This is a genomic window from Vibrio xiamenensis, from assembly GCF_900100015.1.
Classification (GTDB): Bacteria; Pseudomonadota; Gammaproteobacteria; order Enterobacterales; family Vibrionaceae; genus Vibrio; species Vibrio xiamenensis.
In genome coordinates this window covers 37970-62921 of record NZ_FNDD01000010.1, presented here as the reverse complement: position 1 = coordinate 62921, position 24952 = coordinate 37970, and the positions used below count along the sequence as shown (strand labels likewise).

Below are 24952 nucleotides of genomic sequence, written 5' to 3'. Positions count from 1 at the left end.
CTATTTTAATCAGGGAAGACATGATGTACACGGTGCGCGTTGGGGAAAAAAATATCAAACCGACAAAGGTGGTTTGCGTAGGGCGCAATTATTTAGAGCATATTCAGGAACTGAATAACGCGATACCGGAAAACATGGTGGTGTTCAATAAGCCCACAACCTCTATCTCTCACCAACTTATTGCCTCAAATAAAGAATCGATTCATTACGAATGCGAAATCTGTTTCGTGGTTAAAAAAGGTCAGCTTGACGCTGTCGGGGTGGGGCTGGATCTTACCAAGCGACATGTTCAGTCTGATCTTAAAGCAAATGGCCTGCCTTGGGAGCGAGCGAAAGCGTTTGATGGTTCAGCAGTATTGAGTCGTTTTGTATCATTAAAAGGCGTTAACATCGACGAATTACAGATGGAACTGTATATCAACTGTGTACGAGTACAGCATGGTGAGGTTCGACAGATGATGTATCAGCCGCAGACGATTTTACAAGAAATCAAAACTTACACTACGTTGTGCGATGGCGATGTCATCATGACGGGTACTCCTAAAGGTGTTGGCGAAGTACATCAAGGCGATGCGTTTTTGGCACGCTTGAAAGTCGGCGATTACACGCTAATTGAAGTTGAATGGGTGGCGAATTAAACCACCCAAAGTTTTAAGACTAAAAACACACCCATACTCACAATGGTGGTCAGTAACACGTTGTGAGTTTTCCACGCCAGAAACCCAGCCAGCAAGGCAGCAAGCAAGTATGGATTACTTGGTGATAACCAAAGCTGTTCATCTGGGGCAAATACGATCGGCGCCCAAATGGCCGATAATACGGCGGGGCTTGAGTAACTGAGTAAACGCTTGGTTTCAGTGCCTAACTTGACTGGCAGTCGTGGTTCGAGAAATAAGTAGCGACTGACAAACACCAGTGCCGCCATCAGTAGAATCGATATCATCACCATCATGTGCGTTTTATTCCCCATACTTCGGCGACATAGCCTGCCAGCATTCCACCAACGCTCGACAGAATAAGTGCCCCCGGCGTATGTAAAATCGAGAACAGCACTGAAAGGCCCAATGCGACAAGAACCGAAAGCGCAATAGGATGGCTTTTTATGGTTGGTGTGATAATGGCGATAAAAGTGGCAGCCACAGCAAATTCAAGGCCGAGTTGGTTCATCATTGGAATATGGCTACCGGCTAAAATGCCGATAAATGAAGCGATGTTCCACACCAAATAAAAACTCAACCCAGCTCCTAGTGCATACCAGCGGTTAAATTCCTGGTCTGATTGCTTGCCACACAAAGCAAACAGTTCATCAGTGAGTAAAAATCCCAGTGCTAACCGCCAGCGAGCAGGAAGATGACGGATTTTTTCGCGCATCGATACGCTATAGAGTAGGTGGCGTGAAGTGATGAATAAGGTGGTCAACAGCATGGTGGTAATTCCCGCGCCGGCTTTGATCATTCCGGTTGCGACGAGCTGCGCTGCGCCGGCAAATAAAATCGCCGAGAGCGCTTGGCTTTGAATGATATCAAGCCCAGATTGCGCGGCATAAGAGCCGGCAAGCAGTCCCCACGGTGTTACGGCGATCGTTAGCGGTAGCATTGCAATGGCGCCTTGGATAAATAAACGCGTTTTGGTTGGCTGCAAAGTTGAAGAGGGCAAAACAGTACTACTCATAAATCATCCTGATAGTGAATGCAGAACGTTATCAAGCCACAAATAAATGTCAAAGACTTGTACAAAATTGCGTTATTTGGTTGGCATTTCTAATCTTGAGGTTAAAGTGACTTTAACCATTGAACCAGTCGCGCCAAGCCTTTAGGTGAATTCGTTGCCGGACGCCTTTCTTTACCAATGTAATAGCTTGACAGAAACATACTCCGTTTTTCTTGTGGATTTCCGGAAAAGGTTTGGGTGAGCATATGCGCTGTTTGATGAGCATGGTCATTAGCCAGGCTGAAATCCATTGCTAGATAGCCTTGAAGGTACAGCCAACCGTGGGTAACAAATTCAAGTTCATCGGCAGCATCTAACTGAAATGCATTTTTGTGTTCGGCTAGGTTGTTTTCTATGGCGAAAATCACACCTTTCGCGGCTTGGCTTTGGGCTTCGAATTGAGTGATGGCTTCGATATGCGCTTTGGTAAATAGTCCTAGAGCGACATCTAATTCGGGTTTATCGGCGGTGACAATTTCAAAAAGTGAGTGATGACGCGCGCAGAAAGATTGCCACTGAGCCAAATAGGTTTGACTAGAGAGTAGTTGGTTCATGCCAATTTGAGTTAGGAATTGCTCGAGCGTATTCATTGTAACTAATGGTTTTTCAGATCATCTTTTGACTTTGAATCTCAAGGATACAAGCGAGGGCATGAATTTTCGACATAAAAATAGCCAGCATGTGCTGGCTATTTTTGTCTACAAGTACTTTAACTTAAAATTATAGTACTTTGATGTTTTCAGCTTGAGGGCCTTTTTGACCTTGAGTTACGCTGAATTCAACCGCTTGACCTTCAGTCAGAGTACGGAAACCGTCGCCAGTGATAGCGCTGAAGTGAGCGAAAACGTCAGGACCGTTTTCTTGTTGAATAAAACCAAAACCTTTAGTTTCGTTGAACCATTTTACTGTTCCAGTAACTGTATTAGACATAATATAAATCCTATTAAAAAAATGTTAGCCGATAAAGGCACGATAGCGCGTAAAAGTAGATTGCTATTGCGTACGGTACGACTGAGGAGTTACAAGAAACTCAACGAAACGCAGGTGTAGACAAAGAATCGATTTCTAGCTGCGGTATAGTCTGAGAGAGCGCCCCATTTAAGTCAACTAAAATATGCGGGCTTACACTAAATAAAGTCAGATTTTGCTGAGTTTTATGCGCTAGGTAGGGTTTTTGATTTTTGGGTGATGAATTTCATATCAATGTCACACTCGTTCCATGTTCGAAACAGACTCTGAAACAGCGACAAATTAGTGTGATAAATCATTTAGTTTGCTTAGTATTTATCGCATTACTCAATAGATTGCGCATGGTGTTTGCTAGGTTTTTGGGTTAAATAGTCGGCTTGGTAATGTTACATTTGGATACATATTATTGCGTTCTGGCTTGTGTTAAATTTTTGTATCAATTTGCCTTTGGCTACTTTTTGAACCAGAAAACTCCCTAATCTGCAAAGACATTTCTTTTTTGCCACTGATCATTTTCGTTACATTCTGTTTTTACCGGGACCCTGACTCATCATAAGGTGCTATTTGCCCTTGTGTTTTACCTAATCAATTAGCAATATATTGGAAATTAAGATTTCGATAATGAAATGTTTGTGTGGGTTATGGAGCGTGGTATGAAATTACTCCTAATTGCGTTGTTATCCGTTTCTGGTGGTGTTGCGGCCGCGGATCATTGGCATTCTTTTATGCTCGGATTGTCGATAGCCTCGTTGGCGGTGGGTAGCTGTTATTGGTTCGCATTTCGCTCCAGCCGTTACCCTCAACTGGCCTTTTTGCTGCTTGGATTAGGGATGTTGGCGAAGTTGTGCGTGACCGTTGCAGGAGTTAGCTGGGGGATTTCGCAGCAACTGATCAGTTCGCCGCTGGTATTTTCGCTCTCTTATTTGTTCTTTTCTATTGTGACCACTTATCTATGGTTTGCGTATCGAGATCGCGGCGTGAAAGTGACGCAGCGGTTACTGCAAAAATTTGCCTGATCTATATAGCTCGCCATCGGCGAGCTTTTTATTTTTTATCGCCGCTGATACGGTCGACATTAGGCATTGGTTGGCGTTTCATCTAACTCCGCTTGCTGGCGTGAGAGAAACTGTTTCATGGCTTGTTGATCAAGGTAACCGTCGGCTTTTTTATGAGCTCGCAGATACTGATAACCAGAAATCATCTGTTGATGCTCTTCAAGTGCTTGTGGGGCGCGGTTAAAGACCGCTTGATATGCAAGCGTATAGGCCTCCATATCCACCACTTCGGCTTGGCGATATAAGTACCCACATCCAGTGGCAAGCCACTCTAAGGAGCAGTTAGCCCGCATCGCAATTTGGTTGGCTTTGGATAAACTTGGCTCACTTCCTGCGAGATATTTGCGAACTAAGGCTTCAGAGAGCTCGACTCGACGAGCAAATCCACTCACCGTCTCTTTGCCAATCAGTTGCTTTAAACGTGCTGCAAAACTCAAATTTCGTACTCCAGTTCGAATTTGTTCCCAGTATACGTTGAGCCAAACGCCAAACAAGCATAACCTCGTAAACGAATTCATTTTGGAGGTAAGGACATGATGTCTAAAACGACTATTGCTCCTCAAGGCCCTGAGTTTTCTCAAATGGTACAGGGTTATTGGCGTCTTGCTGATTGGGGAATGTCGCCGCAACAGCGTCTTACGTTTTTAAAACAGCATATTGAGCTGGGTATTACCACCGTTGACCACGCGGACATTTATGGTAACTACGAGTGTGAACAACTGTTTGGTGAAGCACTTAAACTCGACCCATCGGTAAGGGAGCAAATCGAAATCGTCACCAAATGCGATATTAATTTGTGTAGCGATAAGTTTCCTGATCGTAAAGTGAACCACTATGACACCAGCGCCGCACATATCTATGACTCGGTGAATAATTCACTTGCGCGACTCAATGTGGAACAGCTCGATGTGCTATTGATTCATCGTCCTGATGTGTTGATGGACGCAGACGAAGTCGCTCAAGCATTTCAGGAGCTGCATAAAATTGGCAAAGTGAAACATTTCGGTGTGTCTAATTTTAGTGCTTCCCAATTTAGTTTATTGCAATCGCGTTTATCGAAATCCCTTGTAACTAACCAAGTGGAGATCAATCCGCTGAATTTCGAAGTCGCGCACGATGGTACGCTCGATCAACTGCAACAAGCTCGTATTCAGCCTATGGCTTGGTCGTGTTTGGCTAAAGGCGAGATTTTCAGTGGCAATAGTGAACAAATACAACGAGTGCGCAAAGAGCTTGAAGCGATTCGAGACGAAATCGGCGCGCAAACCATCGATCAGGTTATTTACGCTTGGGTTATGCGTTTGCCTTCGAAACCTGTGCCGATTATCGGAAGTGGTAAAATTGAACGTGTTGCCAATGCAGTCAAAGCGTTGCAATTAGAGCTTTCTCGCGAACAATGGTATCGAGTTTGGGTTGCAGCAAAAGGCCACGGTGTGCCATAACGGAGCACAAATAATACCCCAACAAAAAAGCCAGCGTATGCTGGCTTTTTCTATAAGCGTTGGCGAATTAGATAAACATTTGCGCCAGCACATATCCTAGGCAACATGAACCAATGACAGCAATCAAACCGACCGCCATAAAGGAGTGGTTAAAGTACCATTTACCAATTTTGGTGGTACCTGAGGTATCAAAGTTCACGGTCGCGATATCCGATGGGTAATTCGGAATAAAGAAGTAACCGTATACGGCAGGCATAATACCAATCAGCAGCGCAGGGTCTAAGCCCAGACTGAGTCCGACTGGCAACATCATACGCGCGGTCGCGGCTTGAGAGTTAACGACCACAGAAACAATGAATAATGCCAAAGCAAACGTCCAAGGGTAGTCGGTCACCATTTCAACGATACCGCTTTTGAATTGTGGCATCGCATATTGGAAATAGGTGTCGGACATCCAAGCGATACCATAAATCGCTATCGCGGCGACCATACCGGATTTAAACACCACGCCATTCGGCACTTTACGCGGGTCGGTTTTGGTGACCAGCAAAATAATACCGCCAAAACACAGCATCATCATTTGAATCACAACCGCCATACTGACTGGTTTTTGGCCTTCAACGATAGTACGGCTTTCAGGCAGCATCGCGACTACGACGATAGTCAGGAGCGCCAGTAAGAAGATCAAGACGGAGTTGCGAGCAGCGGTTGGCAAGTTTTCATCAAGAGATGTTGCTGTGGTGCTTTCAATACGCTCACGCCATTCTGGATCTTGCAAACGTTCTTGATAGATAGGATCGTCATTGAGTTCTTTACCGCGTTTCAGGCTGTAAAGCGCCATTAACAAAGTACCAAATAGTGTTGCTGGAATGGTGACAGACAAAATCGATACTAAGGTAATATCGTGCTGAATATTAGATAGCTGAGCGAGGTAATACACCACAGCGGCTGAAATTGGCGATGCGGTAATGCCCAGTTGCGAGGCCACTGAAGCCGAAGCCATTGGGCGCTCAGGACGAATGCCATTTTTCAGTGCGACATCACCGATGATCGGCATAATTGAATAGACTGCATGACCCGTACCGAGCAGGAATGTCATCGAGTAGGTGACAAAAGGGGCAATTAAAGTCACTCGTTTGGGGTTTTTACGCAGCAATCGTTCTGCGACTTGAAGCATGTATTTCAAGCCGCCTGCGGCTTCGAGTATCGAAGCACATGTCACAACAGCAAGAATAATCAGCATCACACTGACAGGAGGGGAGGTCGGTGGCATCTTGAACACAAAAACTTCAATTACCAAGCCGATACCCGACACAACACCAAGCCCGATACCACCATATCGTGAGCCGATGTAGAGCATTAAGAGTAGGAACAAAAACTCCAAATACAGCATATTAATAGTCCTAATGTTTATTATTAACTAACAATATTTTCCCGCTAGGTTTATAAAAAAGCTGACGTACAGTTCACACTCCAAAATGCCAACAAACTGCAAACGTTCTTATTGGTAATGGATCACAGAAAAAGCCGATTAAGTTTCTAGGTTGAAAATAAATTGTAAAGATTATGTTTGTTGGTGGTTTATGAATTTGAGTGCTTTTTGTTCTTAGGATAGCTAATGATATTAGTGTTATTTAAATCAGAGCGTTACAAACGGATTTGCACCTAATTTAAGCGATATTATCACCTGTTTTAGATGTGATTACTTGCCCATAAACTGTGAGTTTATGGCGGCTAGGTCGCTCAGCTTTAAGTACAAATTCAACGCAATTATTCATTGTTAACGGTTGATAGCTTGAATTAACTGAACGCTATCTTTTTGTATCAAAACTCATATACTCGCTAGTCTTAATAACAATAATCGTTATTAAACTTGCCAATAATTTAAACAATAAAAATAATAGGAACGAGTGAGTGAGCGAAGGAAGTTTATTTCAATGGAGTCGAATACGGCGTTTTAATTTCTCAGTGTGGACCGTTCTCATCGGTGTACTGATCGCCAGAACCAGCTATTTCATGGCGTGGCCATTTTTAGTGGTGTTTCTGTATCGTGATTATGGTGCATCGGCAACGCAAGTTGGTGGAATGCTCGCACTGTCGGCGTTGGTAGGCGCGTTTACTGGGCTTTATTCGGGGTATTTATCGGATAAGTTTGGCCGAAAATGGGTGATGGTCGCCGGCAGTGTGATTGCCGCATTTGCATACAGTGGTATCGCAATGGCCAACCAAATTTGGCAATTTTATCTGTTAATCCTTGCCACTGGGTTAATGAGGCCGATGATCGAAGCGCCCGCTAAAGCGGTATTGGGCGACAACCTCAGCGATGCCAAAGATCGTGAGCTGGCGCAGAACGTGCGCTATTTCATGCTTAATCTCGGTGGTGCGATCGGGCCCTTAATTGGGGTTACCCTTGCGCTGGCCGAGCCACAAAAGCTTTTTTATGTTGTTGGTTGTACATATTTGCTTTATTCCCTTTGGCTATTTTTTGGCATTGAACGTTCGCAGCGCGGAGCCGATAAAATCAAGCCACAGACGCCAAACTTTAGCGCGACACTGAATGTGATTCGCCAAGACGGCTTGTTCGTTAAGCTTATTATCGCCAACTTCTTTATGATGTTTGTTTATGCGCAAGTCGAGTCCTCGTTACCTCAAGTTATCGTTCGTTCTGGGGCAGAAAGCGCCGCGCAAATTATTGCCTCACTGGTGCTGATTAATACCGTGACTGTGATTGTGTTTCAATTTCCGCTCCTTAAGTGGCTGGAAAATGTGGCTTTAATGTGGCGCGCAAGACTTGGGGTGATGCTGATGGCGCTGGCTCAGTTGGGATTCGTTTTCACTCCGGAGCATTGGCCGATGGGGTGGGCGATCAGTTGTTTCGTGTTGAGTCTTGGGGAAGTGATCGCCTTCCCGACACTCAACGTGCAAATCGACCGAATGGCGCCTGAGCATCTACGTGGTTCTTATTTTGGCGCCGCAGCGTTGTATTCGTTGGGATTCGCTTTTGCGCCGCTTGTTGGTGGGTTAATGATTGAACACGCTTCACCCACTTGGCTATTCGGGCTGTGTTTCTTACTCTGTTTGCTGATGATGTGGTTATATACACAAGCGCAAAGTGCTAATCAGACAAGTGCTAAACAAGCCGCGAGCACCGCTTAGATATCATTGCTCATTAGTGGTCAAAAAAGCCCTGCGCATGCAGGGCTTTGTGGTTTTAACGGCTTGATAAAACTTCGCTCATTCCCGCATGTTCCGGCGCGAGTTTGATGGTTTGGGTCGGGTAGGCAATCGACGCGTTATGCGCATTAATGATGTCCATAATTTTTATCAGTACATCTTGCTTCACTTCGTGGTAACGAATCCAGTTAACGGTCTTGGTAAAGGTATACACCATCATATCCAGAGATGACGGTCCAAATCCGTTGAAGTTGACGATCAAGGTTTGCTTGGTGTCGATATCAGGATGGTTTTTAAGCATTTTTTTAATCTCGTGAACAATATCGCTTAGCACTTCGCTGTCGTCGTAGCGAATACCTATGGTTTCGTAAATGCGGCGATTGAGCATTCGCGAAGGGTTTTCGACCACGATGTTACTGAATACTGAGTTGGGCACATACAGGGGGCGCTTATCAAAAGTGCGAATGATGGTCATACGCCAGCCAATACGCTCAACGGTGCCTTCGATGTTTCGATCGGGCGAACGTACCCAATCGCCCACTTTAAAAGGACGGTCGAAATAGATCATCATGCCGCCAAAGAAGTTAGACAGCAGATCTTTAGCGGCTAAACCGACAATCAAACCACCGACGCCGCCAAAGGTTAACAGTCCAGATAGGCTTAAGCCAAAGGATTGCATGATCGTCAATACCGCGATGGTGACGAAGAATAATCGAATCACTTTCGATACCGCTTGAACGGTGGTCTCATCGCGTTTTTGCTGGGCAATCACATGACTTTCAACATTGGTGACTAAACGCAGCACAAACCACACACAGACAGCAATCACCAACAGTAATTTCAAGGTGCTAAGCCAATCGAGTGTGGTTTTAAAATGGCCTTCTAATAGGAAACCAAGCGAAATGATGCCTGGCCAGCCCCAGATTAAGGTACTAATGGGGGTCTTGAGCGCCTGAATGACTAAGTCATCCCAGCGCAGTTTGGTTTTTTCAGCCAGCGCTTCAAGACGTCGGTAAACCACACACCAAATTAGCCAAACAACGAAACTGGCGGCGGTGATGAATAGGACATTGCTTTCCCATTTGTCGACGAATTGCGAGGCTTCGTTAGCCAGTTGAGCGATCTCTTCTTGCATAATTGAGCGTTCTTGTAATTGAGAATAAAGGTTGGACTAAAACCCCTATACTACGTTATAAAAATCAGACAATTAAGTCTTGGCTGACAGGAATGTCCGACGATGTCGTAAAAATACTGTCAGGATCGACTCGTGGTGTTTGATTGCACTATCTCTTAAGCGCAAACTTTGCGCGTTTTAACAACCAGAAGGTAAAACCATGAAACTTGCTGATAAGCAATTTGCCGTTATTGGTCTAGGCCGCTTTGGCATGTCGGTATGTCAGGAGCTCCAAGATTCGGGCACTCAAGTATTAGCCATCGATTTAAATGAAGAACGAGTGCAAGCCGCGGCAAGTATCGTAACGCAAGGTTTGATTGCTAACTGTACCAGCGAAGAGGCAGTAGCCGAGCTGAAATTAAGCGATTATGACATGGTGATGGTTGCGATTGGTTCCGATATCAACTCAAGTATTTTAACCACCTTGGTATTGAAAGAGGCAGGGGTTAAATCGGTGTGGGTAAAAGCCAACGATAAGTTTCACGCCAAGATTTTGCAAAAAATCGGTGCCGACCACATCATCATGCCAGAGCGTGATATGGGGATTCGCGTCGCAAGAAAAATGCTGGATAGGCGAGTGCTGGAGTTTCAACCTTTAGGTTCTGGTATCGCGATGACCGAAATTGTCGTTGGCGCCAAGTTAATGACCAAACAGTTGAGCGAGTTGTCATTTTACGGCGCAGAGGGTGTGCAGATTCTTGGCTTTAAGCGAGGTTCCAGTGTTCAAGCATCACCAAGCGGCGACCAAAGGTTGGAAATTGGTGATGTTGTTATTGTGGTTGGCCCAGAGGCGACCTTAGTCTCTAAGCTGAAGTCGTTGTAATGGATATTCACAGCCCAGGGCTATTTCAACTGCCCGTTAAAGAAAAGAAAAAGCATAAAGGCTCAGAGCCTTGGGTCATTTTGGTGAGCTTTCTTGCCATGCAGATCCCAGCGGCATTGTTGCTGATGTTTCCGATGTTCTCGGTGACGGGATTGTCATTTACCGATGCGCTGTTTACGGCGACATCGGCGATAAGCGTAACAGGGCTTGGCGTGGTCGACACTGGTACTCATTTCACGTTGGCAGGTAAAATCTTGCTGATGGTGCTGATGCAGGTCGGTGGGCTTGGGCAGATGACGCTCTCAGCGGTGTTGCTTTATCTGTTTGGGGTACGCCTTAGCCTCAAACAGCAAGCTCTGGCGAAAGAAGCGCTCGGTCAAGATAGCAAAGTGAACTTGCGTAAGTTGGTATCAAAAATCATCGCGTTTGCTCTGATTGCTGAAACGATTGGTTTTGTGATTTTGGCGTATCGCTGGGTGCCTGAAATGGGTTGGAGTACTGGTTTATTCTACGCCTTGTTTCATGCTATATCGGCATTTAATAACGCTGGTTTCTCGCTGTTCTCCGATAGCATGGTGGGGTTTGTTAGCGACCCTCAAGTGATTTTCACCCTTTCAGCATTGTTTATTTTTGGTGGTCTAGGTTTTACCGTTATCGGTGATTTGGCTGCCAACTGGCGCAGAGGCTTTGGTGGTTTTCAGCTTCACACCAAAATTATGCTGGTGGCGACACCGTCTCTTTTGCTGTTTGGGACTGTGGTGTTTTGGCTACTTGAACACAAAAATCCGGCGACCATGGCGAATTTGTCGAGTACCGGGCAGTGGATGGCGGCCTTTTTTCAATCGGCCAGTGCGCGTACTGCGGGTTTTAATAGCGTCGATTTAGCGCAATTTGGCCAGCCGGCACTGCTGATTATGATCGTGCTGATGTTGATCGGTTCTGGCTCCACATCCACTGGTGGCGGGATCAAAGTGTCGACTTTTGCGGTCGCGTTTGTCGCAACGTGGGCGTTTTTGCGTCAAAAACGTTTTGTGGTGATGTTTAAACGTACCGTCAGTTGGCCAACGGTAACTAAAGCGTTGGCGATCATTGTGGTTAGCGGCGCGATTTTGACCAGTGCGATGTTTTTATTGATGCTGACCGAGAAAGCTAGCTTTGAGCAGATTCTGTTTGAAACCATCTCTGCATTTGCCACTGTTGGCGTTTCTGCGGGCTTGACTGCAGAATTGTCAGAGCCAGGGAAATACATCATGGTTGTCGTGATGTTGATTGGACGAATCGGACCGTTGACGCTTGCGTATATGCTGGCAAGGCCCGAACCGTCGTTAGTGAAGTACCCAGAAGATACGGTACTAACCGGTTAATCGTCAGAAAAGTGTTCTTGCAGCGCGGCGCGGCGATTTTTAGCTGGGCCGCCGCCCTCCATATTGACGGTATCTTCATAGCCCGATTTGACCAAGCGTTGAGTCGGGCTATTGGGTACTAAGCGCCTGAGTTGCGGTGATTCGTGAGTACCTGAAATTTCATAAATACTCACTCCACGTCCGGTTTTAACCTCAATGGTACTACCATCAAATTCAAAGTGAGTCGCGATTAAACGACCGTTGCGATACACACCGTGCTCACTGAATTTTAGCCGCTCAGTGTTATACGGTGGCGCGCCAATTTCAATCCAAGTGCCATACACGTTGCTTGGGCGCACGTAGTCTTTATAGCTGAAGTACAGAATCAAGCTAAAGCTGATCGCCAATGCGACAAATGCAATGCCAAATATTGTGCGGATGATACGCATATTTTGATCCACGGTACGACGACGTTTACGCGTCGGAATGTCTTTACTCTGGGTCACTGGGGCCATAGATACTCGTTAAATGTCGATTCTCGATTCGGGCGTGCCTACTGTTTATCGTCAGCGATAGTATCTAACCAATCTATCTTTAAACTAACGTTTAGCATATTTTTTGAAGCGACATCAATTCTTGTTCATTGCAAGGATAAGTTTGCTTATCGCTAAAAGAACGAAAGATTCATAAAGCTGATTGTATCGATTATTACCTGACTCTTTGATTGCTAAACAAAAATTCACCTCCGCCAGTGACTGAATTCGCTAATTTGGTTTGAGAGTTTGGTGATTTGTGTTTTTCTCTTGAATGCAGGTCAGTGTAATTGGTCTTGCCTAAATCAGGACATTCGGCTAAAAGAAAACGGCAATTTTTTAGTTAGACAAGGACGAAATGCATGATTGAAGAAAATACATACTTTGATGGCGGCGTGAAATCTCTCGCGTTTACTCAAGATGGCGCAAAAAGCAGTGTTGGCGTTATGGCCGCCGGAGAATATACCTTTGGTACTGGTGCTGCGGAAAAAATGACGGTAGTAAAAGGCGCACTAACGGTAAAACTGCCGGGTAGTGAAGAGTGGCAAACATTTAGCGCTGGCCAATCTTTCAATGTACCGGGCGACTCGTCTTTTGATTTACAAGTGGACGTTGCGACTGCGTATCTGTGCGAGTACTTGGCATAACAATTATCCACCCTCTGGCAGGATGAAAAAATAAAAAGCCACGCGGTAACGCGTGGCAAAAACAGCAACAAATTCACAAGGCAGTGGCGTGGAGGGTTGCTAAAAATTTTTAGTTTTAAAATGGTTAATATTGATGGAATTTGCCAGCGTTGTAGTCTTCAACAGCTTGTTCAATTTCTGCAAAAGTATTCATCACGAACGGACCGTAGTGCACCACTGGCTCATCAATCGGTTGGCCGGTAAATAGCAAAGCACCGACATTGCCACTTGATAGCTGGACGTTATCACCTGCCGAAAGTAGACCAAACTGACCCTGTTTTAGCTCACGTTCACCGACGTTAAGTGAACCGTGATACACATAAATCATCATGTTGTGATGGTTTTCTGTTGTCACATCCAGCTTTGCAGACGTTTGACTACGCCAGTCAGCAACCATAGCCGGTACACCAGTATCTTGTAGTGGACCTTTTAACGTTTGCTCATTGACATTCAAGGTACCTGCGAGGACGCGAATCAACCCTGCATCATCACTTTGATATTCAGTGATGGTTTCCGGTTGGAAGTCGTGATACTTCGCTGGCTGCATTTTATCGCTGGCAGGTTGGTTTATCCAAATCTGGAAACCGTGCAGTTGCCCTTGTTCCATGATTGGCATCTCGCTGTGTATTACGCCTCGACCGGCTGCCATCCACTGCGCGCCACCGGAACGAAGTTCTCCGACGTTACCCATATGATCTTTGTGCTGGAAGTGGCCCATCATCATATAGGTCAATGTCTCAATTCCACGGTGTGGATGAGGCGGGAAACCACCAACATAATCTTTTGATTGATCGGATTTAAGCTCATCCATCATCAAAAACGGAGAGAATCGCGCGTTATTAAAACCCGCAACACGGCTGATTTTTACCCCATCACCATCAGAAGTGGCTTGGGAAGGAATGATCTGCGTTAATTCTCGTGCTCGCGTCATGAGTGTGTCTCCGTTACTTAACTTTCCTATAGCATAGAAGAGCTGAGATCTTTTGAAGAGCGGGCGCGCCTGAGCGTGATGTTCGACTTTTTCGAACATGCGGGTGTCAGTGGCTGGCGAAAGTGAGTGAAAAGGCTAAATAATCAAACGCTCAATACCGCCTATACTTAAGTTAATAGCCAGCAAAGGAGACGAATTATGGCTGTCGTACCCAAACATGGGCAAAACCATAATAAATACGATCCTTCACAAGACTTAACCGCTGATCAGATTCACCGCTTTGGAAAGGTGGCGAATAAAGTCCAGAAGCAAAAAGAGCAACAAGAAGAACGTCCGTCTGCAATGGTGTCGGCTCGAAGGGCGGCACTAAGGCCCATTATTCGGCCCAAGCCTGATAAGCCGAATACGGCGCGTTATGCAATATGGCTGATGGTGGTCTTAGTGGTGTGTTTGTGGATTATGTATATGAGCGGTTAGAGATGTACGGTAAGTCGATTTATTGGTTTGCTGCACTGTTGACTGACTTATCTCGATAAATGTCTTGCTCAAGACTGCTGTGATCGTGAATATTTTGATAAAAACAGTATTGATTCTTACCGCTGTGCTTAGCGTAATACATGGCTTTATCCGCGCAGCGCACCAATTCAGAAAGCGTATCGGCATCTCGCATATGCAACGCAACCCCAACGCTCAAAGTTAAATCATTGATATATCCAGCTTGTGATTCTTGACTGGTTTCAAAGATAGCAGTGATGTTATCGAGAATACGAGTAAGGATCTTATGGCTTGGAACTTCACTGAGCAGCAGAATAAACTCATCCCCAGCAAAGCGTGCCAGTGAATTATTCATATCTTGGCAATAACCCGTGACTTGAGTACTGGAGGCCAAACGCTGGGCGACCTCCTTTAACACTCTGTCTCCGATGTCATGTCCGTAATTATCGTTAATCTGTTTAAAGTTATCGACATCCATGAACACCATCGCGGTGATACCGGTTGTTGCTCGTGCTTGATCAATTTTGGTTTGGGCCCAATTTTCAAAACTCCAGCGGTTGGCAAGCCCGGTTAAATGGTCGCGATACGCAAGGTCTGAAATCCCTTGCTGAGAAAGATGCTCAATGTAATCGGTCAACTTATTGCTGTAGAAATGAACAAGATTAAGCAAAGTGGTAAACACAATGAAACTGGCTAAAAATGCGGCAGAAGAAAAATCTGAATTGAACAATACCGCGCCTTTAAGCTGGCTGTAAGTGGTCACAATCGCCACGAACAGCAAACTTATCAGAGCACCATAGCGAAAATGGTTTACGAAGATGAGCATAAAGGTAATCGGGTAGAGCCAAAATAAGTCGGTGATGCTGGGCGTATGGTAGAGCAGGGAGATGGTCGTTTGAAACAACAATACGACGCTGAGAATCAAATCGGTATAGCGACTATCACGAGTTAAGCATTGATAAATATTGAAGGAAAGGATCAAAGAGCAAGTCATGTTGAGGAGAGTGAACGCAGATAAACCAATATCATGATAAGCAAATTCATGGGCGGTAAAAATCACTATGGTTACCAAGGAGCACAGGGCAATCAGCTTGTTTTTCTTTCGAGCATACAGAACTGCCACCTCTTCAATATGCCTGCCAATAAACCATGTCATTCGTTTGAAGTCCTATTTCATGAATATGCAGTTAAATAGTAGGAGATATTTATGGAAACCTTGGCATCAATAAGGTTATTTAATGTGATTGATGTCAATAATTTGTCAATGCAATGTGTTGTCTATTGCGAATCAATCAATTTAAACATACTTCATGTGGTTTGTGCGTCTTGCTTGCTCACAGATTCGTTCATTTTCGAATCGCCTTTTCGTACATCATTGCTAAGTGGGAATTTAATGACTAAATATTGGCAAATTCGGAACGAATCCACTGCCGTAGTTGCAGAATATATTCGTTTTTAAGCTTGTCTTTATGGCAGGCAAAATAAAAGCTTTGCGCCGGGTTTTCGACCGGATGACCGACCTCAATCAACAAGCCTTGCTTTATATCCTCTTTTATAAACAGTCGATGAGTGACAAATACGCCAAGCTGACGTATCGCGGCTTGCATTGCTTGTAATGAACTGGAGAAATTAAGGTTGTTGCTCGCTGGGGGGATAGCAATGTGGTGGAATTCGGCCCATATCTTCCAATCGTCTTTACGTCGCTCATTGGTTGCCATGATCGCGGGATAGCGTGCAAGGAGAGATTCAGGTGTATCTTGCGGCTCAACTAACTCCGGGCTACAAACCATGATCAATTGATCATGGGCTAAACGTTCGCAGTAGTAATCTTGCCAATCGGCTTTGGCACCATGAATGACCGCGACATCCACCCCTTCTTGTGGCAGCGAAAATGCACCAACAAGATTGGAGATACGCACGTCTAAGTTTGGGGCGTAAAGACCAAAGCGATTCATCTGCGGAATCCACCAGTGCATCGCCAGTGAGTTAATCATGTTTAAGGTGATGCGATTCGATTGTTCTTTTTGCATCATTTTCTGCGTGGCATCAACGATTTTCTCTAGGCTAGGGGCGATTTCTTTGTAATATTTTCTTCCATTAACATTGAGCTCGACGCGTCTGCCAACTCGATGAAACAGCGTTTGGCCGAGTTGGTTTTCCAGCGACTTGATCGCCTGGCTGACCGCAGAATGACTGACATTTAGCTGGTTTGCTGCTTCTGTCATACTGCCAGTTTCAGCGACGGCGACAAATGAATACAGTGATTTTAAAGGTGCGAGTTTTTTCATCTGTTAGTTTTTCTTAACGGTGGTGTAAATATTACTCGTTTTTTATTTATTTGCCAGAGCGATAGAATGCGCAGCAACAAGGGAGGAGATAATGCCAAACCAGTTGTACCCCATTTTATTTATGCTCAGTTCTACCTTCAGCCTTTCGATAAGTGGTTTATTGTCGAAATCTTTAGCCAACCAACTTGATGCTAACTTATTTGGTTTTTTGCGCTTTTTGTTACCAGCATTACTTATTCTACTGATGTTGTGTGTCCGCGGTGTGAGAAAGCCAAGCGCTGAAATGCTCAAACCTATGTGGATTCGAGCCTTGTGCATCGCCGCCTGCCAACTGTGTTTTATTTTTTCACTTAAGCACTTAACTTTGGTTGAAAGTGTGGTGCTATTTGGTACTGGCCCTTTGTTTATCCCCGTTTTAGAGCGGCTGTTTTTTGCAGAGCCGATTAAGTGGGTCACGGTGGCTTGTCTGATTGTGACGTTTTCCGGTGTGGTGATGCTATCCGGCGGTGTGGGCAATATTGAATTTCGACCAGAATTGTTTATTGGTTTGGCGGCAGGGCTATTTAATGCTGGTTCACAAATCAGTTTGTATCGAGCGAGTAAAAGTCAGCTCAACGCATTAGAAATTAATTTTTGGACCTTCTTTTATGCATCGATATTGCTGTTTCCAGTTATGGCGGTCAGTCTCTATGTGAGTGATTCAGCGTTTAACTTACAATTTGTGCAAGCAGAAGTTAACAATCCCATTCTTCTGGTAGTGATGTTGGCAACCTTGTCGCTTTTGGTCATCAACACTCAGGTGTTTCGCTCTAAGGCTTATAAGCTGGTCAGTTCCAGCTCGCAATTGGCACCGCTTATTTTCACCAATTTGTTGTTTACGGCATTATGGCAATGGCTGTTCTTCAGTGACCCATTTACCCACCATCAATTGCTTGGCTTAGCGCTGATTGTGCTCGCCAATGTGTTGAATATGCTGATTCCACAATGGCCTAATATTCGTAAAATGTTTGAACAATATCAGCATCGTACCAGTCACTAGACGATGTAAAGAAAAGGGAGCCTAGGCTCCCTTTTCTTTTCGCGTAACTCAGCGATTTTGCTGGCGGACGCGATATCACTTCATTATTCCACTTAAGTTTGCAATGTTAGTTCGCGCCATTTTTCGACACTAAACCATAGGGCAGGTTGGCAAACAGGTTGGGATCATTGCTGACCGTTGGTGATGCATGTACGCCTTGCCAGTCAAGTAGCATGATGGCAAGGACGTTACGTTGCTCACCTTGGCTGAGGTTCATTTCCCCAGTAGCTGAAGGAATCATGCCTATATCGGCACTGATTGCTTTACGTACCGCTTCGCGAGTTTTTTCGACTACGGCATCGTTGTCCAATCCGGCCAATAAGAAACTGATACCGACTTGAGCGATGACTTTCGGTGTGGCGCGCAACAAAATGGTATCGATATGTTGGCGAAAGTAGTCGTAAATCCATTGCTGGTCCCCTTCGTTGACCGACGTTTGATAGCGATGGGACATGGCCTCAATGATGTGCGTCATGGTGTAGATTTTATTGCGATATTGCTGCGCGGTCAGTGAGGCATCTTTTTCGTCAGGGTAGGTTTCGCGAAAAGTATCAATGAAGGCGTCGACCACATCTTGTTCACCTAATTCGCGCAACCAGAATACTTGCGCCGCCAATTGCGGCGCCCAAGCTTCAATCATAGGTTTGCTGGTGGCGTATTTTTTAAAGTCATATCGACGTATTACTTGGCGCAGTTTATCGTCTTCACGGTGTTGTAATCCGTATTCGTTAGCGCGCGCCATCGCGCTCAATAAATCGATACCTAAATACACATATTCCGGCATGTTTTTGCTGACGTTATAGCGTCGTTGGCTACGTTCGTCTTGAGTTTCACGCATTGGGGCGAGACGACGTTGGGCATACAAGACGATTTGTTCTGGCGTGTTGACCTTATCTGCAAAGTGATTGAGTGTGCTGGCAATGGTATTGAGTTCAGTATGAATGGTCGCGGCATAACGTTTGCCATCCAGAGTTTGGCGGTACATGCGCAAGCCATAATGGCTCTGTTTGCTAGGTTCTAAAGTAAATAATTGATTTTCATAGGTATGGCGAATAATTTCGGCCGATTGCTCAAAGGTTAACTCCGGGACTTCTTCGGTGGCTGCCACGGTATGAAAGGCCCAAAGGCCTATCCAGAGTCCACTTAAAATGCGTGTCGCTACTTTCATTCTGCTCACTTAGTGGGAAGGCATTAACCACAGTGCCCATCACTGCGGTTTAGCTATTAGCCTAGTGCTTTGGCTAAGGACTAGGTGTCAACTTGGTGTAAGAGTTTAAAAGGGCGCGATAGTTATCCCACTGCAGCCAAAGTTAACTGATAAAAGTATGGAGAACTGCAACGCAAAGAGGCCTGCCTAATCGATGATATTGCGAAAGGTCAGGTTGACTCGTGGCTGCTGGCAACGGCGAGTCTTCGGTAGGGCATGTTTCCAATGATGCTGAAGTTCGCCAGCCATAATCAGCAGAGAGCCATGGGTTAAATCTAAAGAAAATGTCTGCTTAGTTGCAATGTGTTTAAGCGTAAAACGTCGTTCTGCGCCTAAGCTTACCGACGCAATCACAGGGTTTCGCCCCAGTTCTGGCTCATTGTCTTGATGGTAACCCATTGAATCTTCGCCGTTACGATATAGGTTCGCCAATACCGAATTAAACCTGTTGTTCGCTTGAATTTCACATTGTTGCTTGAGCGCGAGAAGTGGCGCCGTCCAAGGCAAGGGATTCATTGTCAAACCGGAATATCGATAACTTTTATCGCCATACCAGGCTTGTAAACGCGGTTGCATCACCGATTTTCCGAACATCATGATGGCTTCTTGACGCCAATCTAAATGATTGAGGCAGTAATCAAATATTTCATCCGATTGTTTTAATGGCAAAAAATCACGTTGCCAAAATAATCGACCCTGTTCTAGTTCGATCCATTCACCTTGATGTGGAAAAAGCATGATATAAACCTTTGTTCATATTGGTGTTTGTGTTTTTGACCCGTACGCCATTTTATCTGCAACTTGGTAGAATTGTTCTAATATAATTGATAGATATAAAAATAATTGAATCAGCTTTTTGTGAACTCGCACGCCACTAAAGTGTGAGTAATCAACTTACGCTAGGGCCGGGCACTAAGGGGAATGCCTGAATGGGGCGATACACACGCAGGCAAATTGCCGTTGCCATTATTTTAACCATCATCACTATCATATCGATAGGGATGATTGAGCATCTTAACAGCAATCAGCGAGCATTTATTCGTGATCGAATTCAAGATGAAGCTCGTGGCGACCTCTCACATATTCGCGCTCAACTCGAAGCCGCCATTCTCTCGGATATTTATGTCCTTAGCAGCTTAACCACTCTGGTTTCGCTTTCACCAAACAATGACTTAAGTAGTTGGAAAGAAGTAGCACGTCGAATCAAGCGCAAAAGTCGTCACATCAAAGTTATTGGCCTTGCTCCTGATGATGTCGTTCGTTTTATTTATCCATTGCAGGGCAACGAAAAGGTGTTAGGTTTGGATTATCGCACCGTGCCAAAGCAGTGGGCCTCAATAGACCGAGCTCGTGAAATCGAGAACATTTTTATCTCTGGTCCGGTGTCGCTGGTGCAAGGTGGTCAGGCGCTGATTGTCCGTATTCCTATTTTTACCGATCCACCGAACAACAAGCATTACTGGGGAGTGTGCAGTGCCGTCATTTCAATGGATACGCTGTTTTTAGATGCCGGCGTTGAACTGTTTAGTTTTCGCTATAACATCGCGATAAAAGGGGTGGATAGCACCGGGAATTACGGTGAGATTTTTTATGGTGATGAACAAACCTTTAACGATGCATTTGCCACTGAAACCGTGCATTTCCCCTACGGCAGTTGGTACATTGCGGCGTCACAAAAGCAGGATGTGCTCAATCAAATGCCGTGGAACCATCGCGATTTAGTGCGCATTATGGGCTATTTGGTGTTAGCTACCATACTGCTGGCGTTCTATGCGGTGTACCGCTTATACCAAATGGCGGATGCGCGAGCGCTACATGATGAACTGACTGGGTTACCCAATCGACGTTACTTCATGTTTTCTCTAGAAAGCCTATTTAATGAGCAAGCTAAAGAGCCAGACAGTATCAGCCTATTTGCCATTCTCAATATCGACATCGATAAGTTCAAAGCCATTAATGATCGCTATGGTCATGCTGCTGGCGACAAAGTTTTGGTTGCCTGCGCCCAGCGGATTAAAGGGGCACTAAGGAGTTCCGACTTAGTGGCACGAATTGGGGGTGATGAATTTCTTGCTTTACTGCCGCGCTTTAATCAAAGCGAAGAAGTCGAGACGATTTGCGTAAAAGTTCGCGAAGCCATCAGCCAAACCCCAGTGGTTTATAAGCAGCATCTCATTGAAGTTAAAGCGAGCGTCGGTTTTGTTCGCTATCGCGACGATTTTCAAAGTGTTGAAGAGATGCTGCATTTAGCCGACCAACGTATGTATGCCGAAAAACGTGAAAAGTAATCTTCACCTTGAACGGTAAAATTGCAAAATGCATGTGGTGATTTTTGCATTTTGCAATAGAATTTTGATTTGCAAAAGTGTTATGCATGATGTTTGCGTGAAACTGGCGATTTTATCAGCAAAAAAGCGTTATTTATCTAATTAAAAAGTTGGCATACTATGTGCTTTAGTTAAAGTGACCCTTATTAAGCCGAGGGTCACCTAGCCAACTGACGTTGTTAGTGAACCAAAAATTTGTTCACAAATGTATACAGCCAATCGCGCCAATTTGCGATTGGCTTTTTTTCTTTTTACTGGTCATAAAGTTTTACTTAACCAGTTAACGCCGCCGATCTTCATGGCCTTTCCCTCGCCGATCTTAACCTTCACTGTCTTGATAACAACTTGGTTGCCTTGGACAAACAGCTCCTCGAGAACAAATTAGTCGCGCGGGCGCTTCAATGCCTTTTTCAATCCAGTGAATATTTAAAATTCGAGCAATGGTGGTGAATTCCCGTTTCATTGAGTTTGGAATCGTCGCCATACCGTGGTTTTGCACGCACAGTTGTTGCAGCTCATGAGCAAGCGCCTGTGAATCACCACCTTGCGCATCAATAGCAGGATTTAAGTCAATACCTGCGCACAGTACGCGTTGATTCCCCGCCGCATCGCCAACATTAATCGATTCACAGCAATAAATACGCGGCTGGTCACCTACATGCAAAATGGAAATTTGCGCTGAATTTTGTTGCTGAGGTGTGGCTAATTGGCGAAACACGGACCAGTGCTGACACGGATCGTTGACTTGGCGCATATTTCCCCATGGCAGAGGAATGCCATTTCCGCGGTAAACGGCTTTGAGTTTATTCGGACCATAAGCATCAAAGTAGTGCCAATGGGGGTAGGGGGACACGACGGTCATACGGCGCATAGCAACGGATGGTGAAACTCCGGCGTTTTTGTGCACTGAGATTTGGTAGCCACAGCGGTCGAGGAGTTGGCGAAAAGGCACACGAGGACATAACAACGCGCCGGCAAAAAAACTTGATTCAAAATCGCGCCAAGCTTGCAAAATATCTTGCGAGTTTAGCTCCGAGCTTGCTGAACTCGAACGTGCATCTGATAGAGCGTTATGGCCGACGGTCAGTACGCTTTGTAGCCCTTCTTTGCTGTGTAGCACGCAATGGCCAATATACACGGCCAAGTCGTATTTCAGTCGAGTGGGAAAGGCTTTGAGCGCTTCATTTAAGAAAATCGAGCCTGGTGGTTCAAAAAATGAGGTGACTAACTGTTTACCACTTACACCCAGTTCGTTAATCACATCATATGGCGTGCGCGTGACCCAGCGAATGGTCAAGCCAAGGCTGCGCGCCATGGCGAGCAAATCCTCGACCGACAGGTTGAGCTGTTTACGTCCGACTTCTTCAGCTGAACGTTCGAGATCCGGAAAGTGATTCTGATGACTTTCCTGGTGAGCGCGGATCAGTAAATGGGCGAATTCACGTCCAGTGATACCCGTTTGAGACAGCATTTCTGGAATAGCGATTTGTAAGATTTCGTTGGAAAACAGAAAGCTTGGTTCTAGCGCCATGCCACTTATGCCGCCACGCTTGCCTTTATCTGGGGTAATCGCCGACTGTTCCGGTTCATCATCTAGAAACCACGCCGGGTCTTTTTGAAATACTTGAGCAATGACATCGAGCATTTCAGCACTTGGTACACGCTTACCTCGTTCAATCATCGAAAGATACGACACTGAAGGGGCGTATTCGGTGTTGATGCGAATGCAGCGTGTTGACAGATCTTCCATGGTGAGATGGTTACGTTTTCGCAGGTTACGAATTTTGGTTCCGAGAAAGTGCGATTGGCGAATCAGGCTTTTTGACAGAGACATTTTGTAAAATTCACATTGTAAAATTTTTGTTGTGAAATTGTAGTTAAAAATTTACTAGTCTACCAAGTAAGCACAATCACAAATTTGCAGATTGGCGACATGGAACATTAGCTCTCTAATCATGAAGACCGGTTTCCCGGTGGAAAAGGAATACTTATGAATATGTTGACTCGTGGTACTGACTCTGAAAATACCATCTTTCCTAGCTTTATTATTCAAGCTCTGGCGGGCTTTGAAGCCAAAGCGGAGACTCAAGAGCAGCAGGTACAGGCAAAGCAGTTTCTTGATTGTCTGTTTCCTCTGGATTTTGGCTCGCATCAAGAGGTCAGCGCTTATCTTATCGATTACTGTCACTTGGTCGCGTATTTTGCTGATGGCCAGCATTGCGGTTTGCAAGCGCCGAAACACTTTATTGCCTACAGTGGTGAGCGAGATAAACCCAGCCAAATTGTGTTTCGCGATGGTAAAGGTAGCCATGTAGAACTCACGCTTTCTGCTACTCAACCTTCAGGGCTGAACCAAGTGTGGATTGAGGATATTCAGTTGGAGAGCTGCGCCGAGTTGCCGCAAACGCAAGATCACGTGGCGGTGATGCGTCATTGGGTCAGCTTAGTAAAGGGTGCTTGCGGCCTACCGCAGCTATGCAGCGAAACCAAAGAGTACCATGGTAAAAATCGCGAAGATTATATCCTTGATGAAAGCTTTACTCGTTAGCGCGATAAAATGCCTAACGCCACGCTCACAGGCTTATCTAACATCAGAGCGTATAATCAAATTTAACGACTATGCGGTTTGAATAAAATCAACTGTGTCGAAATGGGGATTAATCACCAGTGCTTGCATCGATCTAATGTCGGCCGTTTCGACCTGTTGCTCTCCAGTTAAGGTTTTTAATAGCATAATTTCGCGGCGCGCAGAATCATAACGGCAATCGAGGGCTTTGCCCTCAATGATTGCACCAGAAAGTAGCACAAGACGTACTGGAATGTGGTACGTACAAGCGATTTCGACGTAATCGTGGTCTTGGCAGCTTAACATTGTGAATCCTTAATAGGCATGAGCCTGCATTTTTATGACGGGTTTTAATCCGATTGGACAAAGGGTTTGAGCTCTATGATATTGCCTTGTGGGTCTTGAATATAGGTCGAACGACCAAAACCTTGCGCCCCATAGCGCTCGGAAAATTCGCTGCACTCAACGCCATGACTGAGCAGATAGTTTCGGAGTTTGGTCTCCTCAAGCGGCGCAATTTGTAGGCAGACGTGCTCGACGTTTCGACCATTTTGCTGCGGCGCATCACCACCTGCTCGTCCAAGCTCACTATCGAGCGCTACCAAGTCAATCAAAGCATTGCCTGCTCGAAGCTGCACTAAGCCAACTTCGGCGGGTAATTCACGCTCTATCGGGCAGCCTAAAATATCACAATAAAAATGTTGCATCGCAGCCATATCGCTAGTGCGAAATACCACGTGATCTAATCCTTTAATTGTCAACATGACCTTACCTTGGTGACGAAGAGAACTTGTTTTTAGTCTAACCGTAACCACAGCAAACTGGCAGTGTCGATTTACATAGATTAAGGACGTTTTTTGTGTTTCTGACCTTCGTTATCATTTACCCATAGCGGCTTTTTTGCTTTGGTTTTCGTTGCTTTGATCTTGCCTTTGTGGGGCTTAGTTTTGGCTACTGGGGCTGAATTGCAATCACCGCTTCCAAGGCTTATGCCTGCGACTTGGTACTGTAGACAATTGGTTTTAAGAGTGAACTGATCATTGGTTAAGGTAACGCCAGCAAAGGCGCAGAAGGTTGGGGCTAGCGCCAAAGTAAACACTGTTAATCGCATCGTTTTTCATCGTTAAGTTTAATAAAGAGCACATCCTAAA

The 24952-nt window shown here is 45.2% G+C and carries 27 protein-coding genes; 11 read left to right on the top strand and 16 right to left on the bottom strand.

Annotated features, from left to right (window positions below; genetic code table 11):
* Positions 1 to 23 precede the first annotated feature (23 nt).
* On the top strand, positions 24 to 638 hold the full coding sequence (locus tag BLS03_RS10070; protein WP_093272988.1) for a fumarylacetoacetate hydrolase family protein: 615 nt from the start codon (positions 24 to 26) through the stop codon (positions 636 to 638).
* On the opposite strand, the gene BLS03_RS10065 is transcribed toward BLS03_RS10070, so the two are convergent.
* The 4 genes from BLS03_RS10065 to BLS03_RS10050 all read right to left on the bottom strand — a co-directional run bounded on the left by BLS03_RS10065 (position 635) and on the right by BLS03_RS10050 (position 2640).
* Positions 635 to 949 (bottom strand): AzlD domain-containing protein, encoded by a 315-nt coding sequence (locus tag BLS03_RS10065; RefSeq protein WP_093273265.1) that lies wholly within the window; start codon positions 947 to 949, stop codon positions 635 to 637. The two genes, BLS03_RS10070 and BLS03_RS10065, sit on opposite strands and share 4 nt — an antisense overlap.
* Positions 949 to 1671: an AzlC family ABC transporter permease gene (locus tag BLS03_RS10060; RefSeq protein WP_093272986.1), complete on the bottom strand. Its 723-nt coding sequence runs from the start codon at positions 1669 to 1671 to the stop codon at positions 949 to 951. Before BLS03_RS10060 ends, BLS03_RS10065 begins: the two co-directional genes overlap by 1 nt.
* A gap of 101 nt (positions 1672 to 1772) precedes the next feature.
* Positions 1773 to 2300, bottom strand: a complete 528-nt coding sequence (locus BLS03_RS10055) for a hypothetical protein (protein ID WP_093272984.1) — start codon at positions 2298 to 2300, stop codon at positions 1773 to 1775.
* A gap of 130 nt (positions 2301 to 2430) precedes the next feature.
* Positions 2431 to 2640 carry a cold-shock protein gene (locus BLS03_RS10050; RefSeq protein ID WP_093272982.1) on the bottom strand — a complete coding sequence of 70 codons (210 nt, stop codon included), beginning with the start codon at positions 2638 to 2640 and terminating at the stop codon, positions 2431 to 2433.
* Positions 2641 to 3332: 692 nt separating this feature from the next.
* Here BLS03_RS10050 and BLS03_RS10045 point away from each other — a divergent pair.
* Positions 3333 to 3695: an NADH:ubiquinone oxidoreductase gene (locus BLS03_RS10045; protein ID WP_093272980.1), complete on the top strand. Its 363-nt coding sequence runs from the start codon at positions 3333 to 3335 to the stop codon at positions 3693 to 3695.
* Between the two features lie 59 nt (positions 3696 to 3754).
* Here BLS03_RS10045 and BLS03_RS10040 read toward each other — a convergent pair whose 3' ends face one another.
* Entirely contained in the window at positions 3755 to 4171 is a 417-nt protein-coding gene (locus tag BLS03_RS10040) for an XRE family transcriptional regulator (protein ID WP_176765571.1), read from the bottom strand.
* Positions 4172 to 4267: 96 nt separating this feature from the next.
* Between BLS03_RS10040 and BLS03_RS10035 the strand changes: the two genes are divergently transcribed.
* Complete coding sequence (locus BLS03_RS10035) at positions 4268 to 5176, top strand: aldo/keto reductase (RefSeq protein ID WP_093272978.1); 909 nt, start codon at positions 4268 to 4270, stop codon at positions 5174 to 5176.
* Between the two features lie 67 nt (positions 5177 to 5243).
* On the opposite strand, the gene BLS03_RS10030 is transcribed toward BLS03_RS10035, so the two are convergent.
* Positions 5244 to 6569, bottom strand: coding sequence for an anaerobic C4-dicarboxylate transporter (locus BLS03_RS10030; RefSeq protein ID WP_093272976.1), 1326 nt, complete (start codon positions 6567 to 6569; stop codon positions 5244 to 5246).
* Positions 6570 to 7090: 521 nt separating this feature from the next.
* Here BLS03_RS10030 and BLS03_RS10025 point away from each other — a divergent pair.
* Entirely contained in the window at positions 7091 to 8332 is a 1242-nt protein-coding gene (locus tag BLS03_RS10025) for an MDR family MFS transporter (RefSeq protein ID WP_093272974.1), read from the top strand.
* A gap of 55 nt (positions 8333 to 8387) precedes the next feature.
* On the opposite strand, the gene BLS03_RS10020 is transcribed toward BLS03_RS10025, so the two are convergent.
* A complete protein-coding gene (locus tag BLS03_RS10020) occupies positions 8388 to 9485 on the bottom strand; it encodes a mechanosensitive ion channel family protein (RefSeq protein ID WP_093272972.1) in 1098 nt (365 codons plus the stop codon).
* Between the two features lie 199 nt (positions 9486 to 9684).
* Between BLS03_RS10020 and BLS03_RS10015 the strand changes: the two genes are divergently transcribed.
* Positions 9685 to 10347 carry a potassium channel family protein gene (locus tag BLS03_RS10015; RefSeq protein WP_093272970.1) on the top strand — a complete coding sequence of 221 codons (663 nt, stop codon included), beginning with the start codon at positions 9685 to 9687 and terminating at the stop codon, positions 10345 to 10347.
* Entirely contained in the window at positions 10347 to 11711 is a 1365-nt protein-coding gene (locus tag BLS03_RS10010) for a TrkH family potassium uptake protein (protein ID WP_093272968.1), read from the top strand. The genes BLS03_RS10015 and BLS03_RS10010 overlap by 1 nt, the downstream gene beginning before the upstream one ends.
* On the opposite strand, the gene BLS03_RS10005 is transcribed toward BLS03_RS10010, so the two are convergent.
* Entirely contained in the window at positions 11708 to 12139 is a 432-nt protein-coding gene (locus BLS03_RS10005) for a DUF2850 domain-containing protein (protein ID WP_093273260.1), read from the bottom strand. The genes BLS03_RS10010 and BLS03_RS10005 overlap by 4 nt on opposite strands.
* Before the next feature lie 446 nt (positions 12140 to 12585).
* Between BLS03_RS10005 and ppnP the strand changes: the two genes are divergently transcribed.
* On the top strand, positions 12586 to 12870 hold the full coding sequence (gene ppnP, locus BLS03_RS10000; protein ID WP_093272965.1) for a pyrimidine/purine nucleoside phosphorylase: 285 nt from the start codon (positions 12586 to 12588) through the stop codon (positions 12868 to 12870).
* A 124-nt stretch (positions 12871 to 12994) separates the two neighbouring features.
* Here ppnP and BLS03_RS09995 read toward each other — a convergent pair whose 3' ends face one another.
* Positions 12995 to 13840 carry a pirin family protein gene (locus BLS03_RS09995; protein ID WP_093272963.1) on the bottom strand — a complete coding sequence of 282 codons (846 nt, stop codon included), beginning with the start codon at positions 13838 to 13840 and terminating at the stop codon, positions 12995 to 12997.
* 198 nt (positions 13841 to 14038) lie between these two features.
* Here BLS03_RS09995 and BLS03_RS09990 point away from each other — a divergent pair, with 198 nt between their 5' ends.
* Positions 14039 to 14317, top strand: coding sequence for a hypothetical protein (locus BLS03_RS09990; protein ID WP_093272961.1), 279 nt, complete (start codon positions 14039 to 14041; stop codon positions 14315 to 14317).
* Between the two features lie 19 nt (positions 14318 to 14336).
* On the opposite strand, the gene BLS03_RS09985 is transcribed toward BLS03_RS09990, so the two are convergent.
* On the bottom strand, positions 14337 to 15491 hold the full coding sequence (locus tag BLS03_RS09985; RefSeq protein WP_093272959.1) for a GGDEF domain-containing protein: 1155 nt from the start codon (positions 15489 to 15491) through the stop codon (positions 14337 to 14339).
* A 241-nt stretch (positions 15492 to 15732) separates the two neighbouring features.
* Entirely contained in the window at positions 15733 to 16623 is an 891-nt protein-coding gene (locus BLS03_RS09980) for a LysR substrate-binding domain-containing protein (protein ID WP_093272957.1), read from the bottom strand.
* 91 nt (positions 16624 to 16714) lie between these two features.
* Between BLS03_RS09980 and BLS03_RS09975 the strand changes: the two genes are divergently transcribed.
* Positions 16715 to 17662: a DMT family transporter gene (locus tag BLS03_RS09975; RefSeq protein ID WP_093272955.1), complete on the top strand. Its 948-nt coding sequence runs from the start codon at positions 16715 to 16717 to the stop codon at positions 17660 to 17662.
* A 106-nt stretch (positions 17663 to 17768) separates the two neighbouring features.
* On the opposite strand, the gene BLS03_RS09970 is transcribed toward BLS03_RS09975, so the two are convergent.
* Entirely contained in the window at positions 17769 to 18869 is a 1101-nt protein-coding gene (locus BLS03_RS09970) for a DUF3541 domain-containing protein (protein WP_093272953.1), read from the bottom strand.
* 186 nt (positions 18870 to 19055) lie between these two features.
* Positions 19056 to 19646 (bottom strand): alpha-ketoglutarate-dependent dioxygenase AlkB family protein, encoded by a 591-nt coding sequence (locus BLS03_RS09965; RefSeq protein ID WP_176765570.1) that lies wholly within the window; start codon positions 19644 to 19646, stop codon positions 19056 to 19058.
* A gap of 191 nt (positions 19647 to 19837) precedes the next feature.
* Between BLS03_RS09965 and BLS03_RS09960 the strand changes: the two genes are divergently transcribed.
* Complete coding sequence (locus BLS03_RS09960) at positions 19838 to 21196, top strand: diguanylate cyclase (RefSeq protein ID WP_093272949.1); 1359 nt, start codon at positions 19838 to 19840, stop codon at positions 21194 to 21196.
* Positions 21197 to 21554: 358 nt separating this feature from the next.
* On the opposite strand, the gene BLS03_RS09955 is transcribed toward BLS03_RS09960, so the two are convergent.
* The gene (locus BLS03_RS09955; protein ID WP_093272947.1) at positions 21555 to 23069 is read right to left on the bottom strand and encodes a DUF3612 domain-containing protein; all 1515 of its coding nucleotides are present in this window, start codon (positions 23067 to 23069) and stop codon (positions 21555 to 21557) included.
* 156 nt (positions 23070 to 23225) lie between these two features.
* Between BLS03_RS09955 and BLS03_RS09950 the strand changes: the two genes are divergently transcribed.
* The gene (locus BLS03_RS09950; protein WP_093272945.1) at positions 23226 to 23783 is read left to right on the top strand and encodes an aldolase/citrate lyase/malate synthase family protein; all 558 of its coding nucleotides are present in this window, start codon (positions 23226 to 23228) and stop codon (positions 23781 to 23783) included.
* Between the two features lie 69 nt (positions 23784 to 23852).
* On the opposite strand, the gene BLS03_RS09945 is transcribed toward BLS03_RS09950, so the two are convergent.
* Positions 23853 to 24107, bottom strand: a complete 255-nt coding sequence (locus BLS03_RS09945) for a Rho-binding antiterminator (RefSeq protein ID WP_093272943.1) — start codon at positions 24105 to 24107, stop codon at positions 23853 to 23855.
* Between the two features lie 44 nt (positions 24108 to 24151).
* Complete coding sequence (locus BLS03_RS09940; RefSeq protein WP_093272941.1) at positions 24152 to 24565, bottom strand: VOC family protein; 414 nt, start codon at positions 24563 to 24565, stop codon at positions 24152 to 24154.
* Between the last annotated feature and the right edge of the window lie 387 nt (positions 24566 to 24952).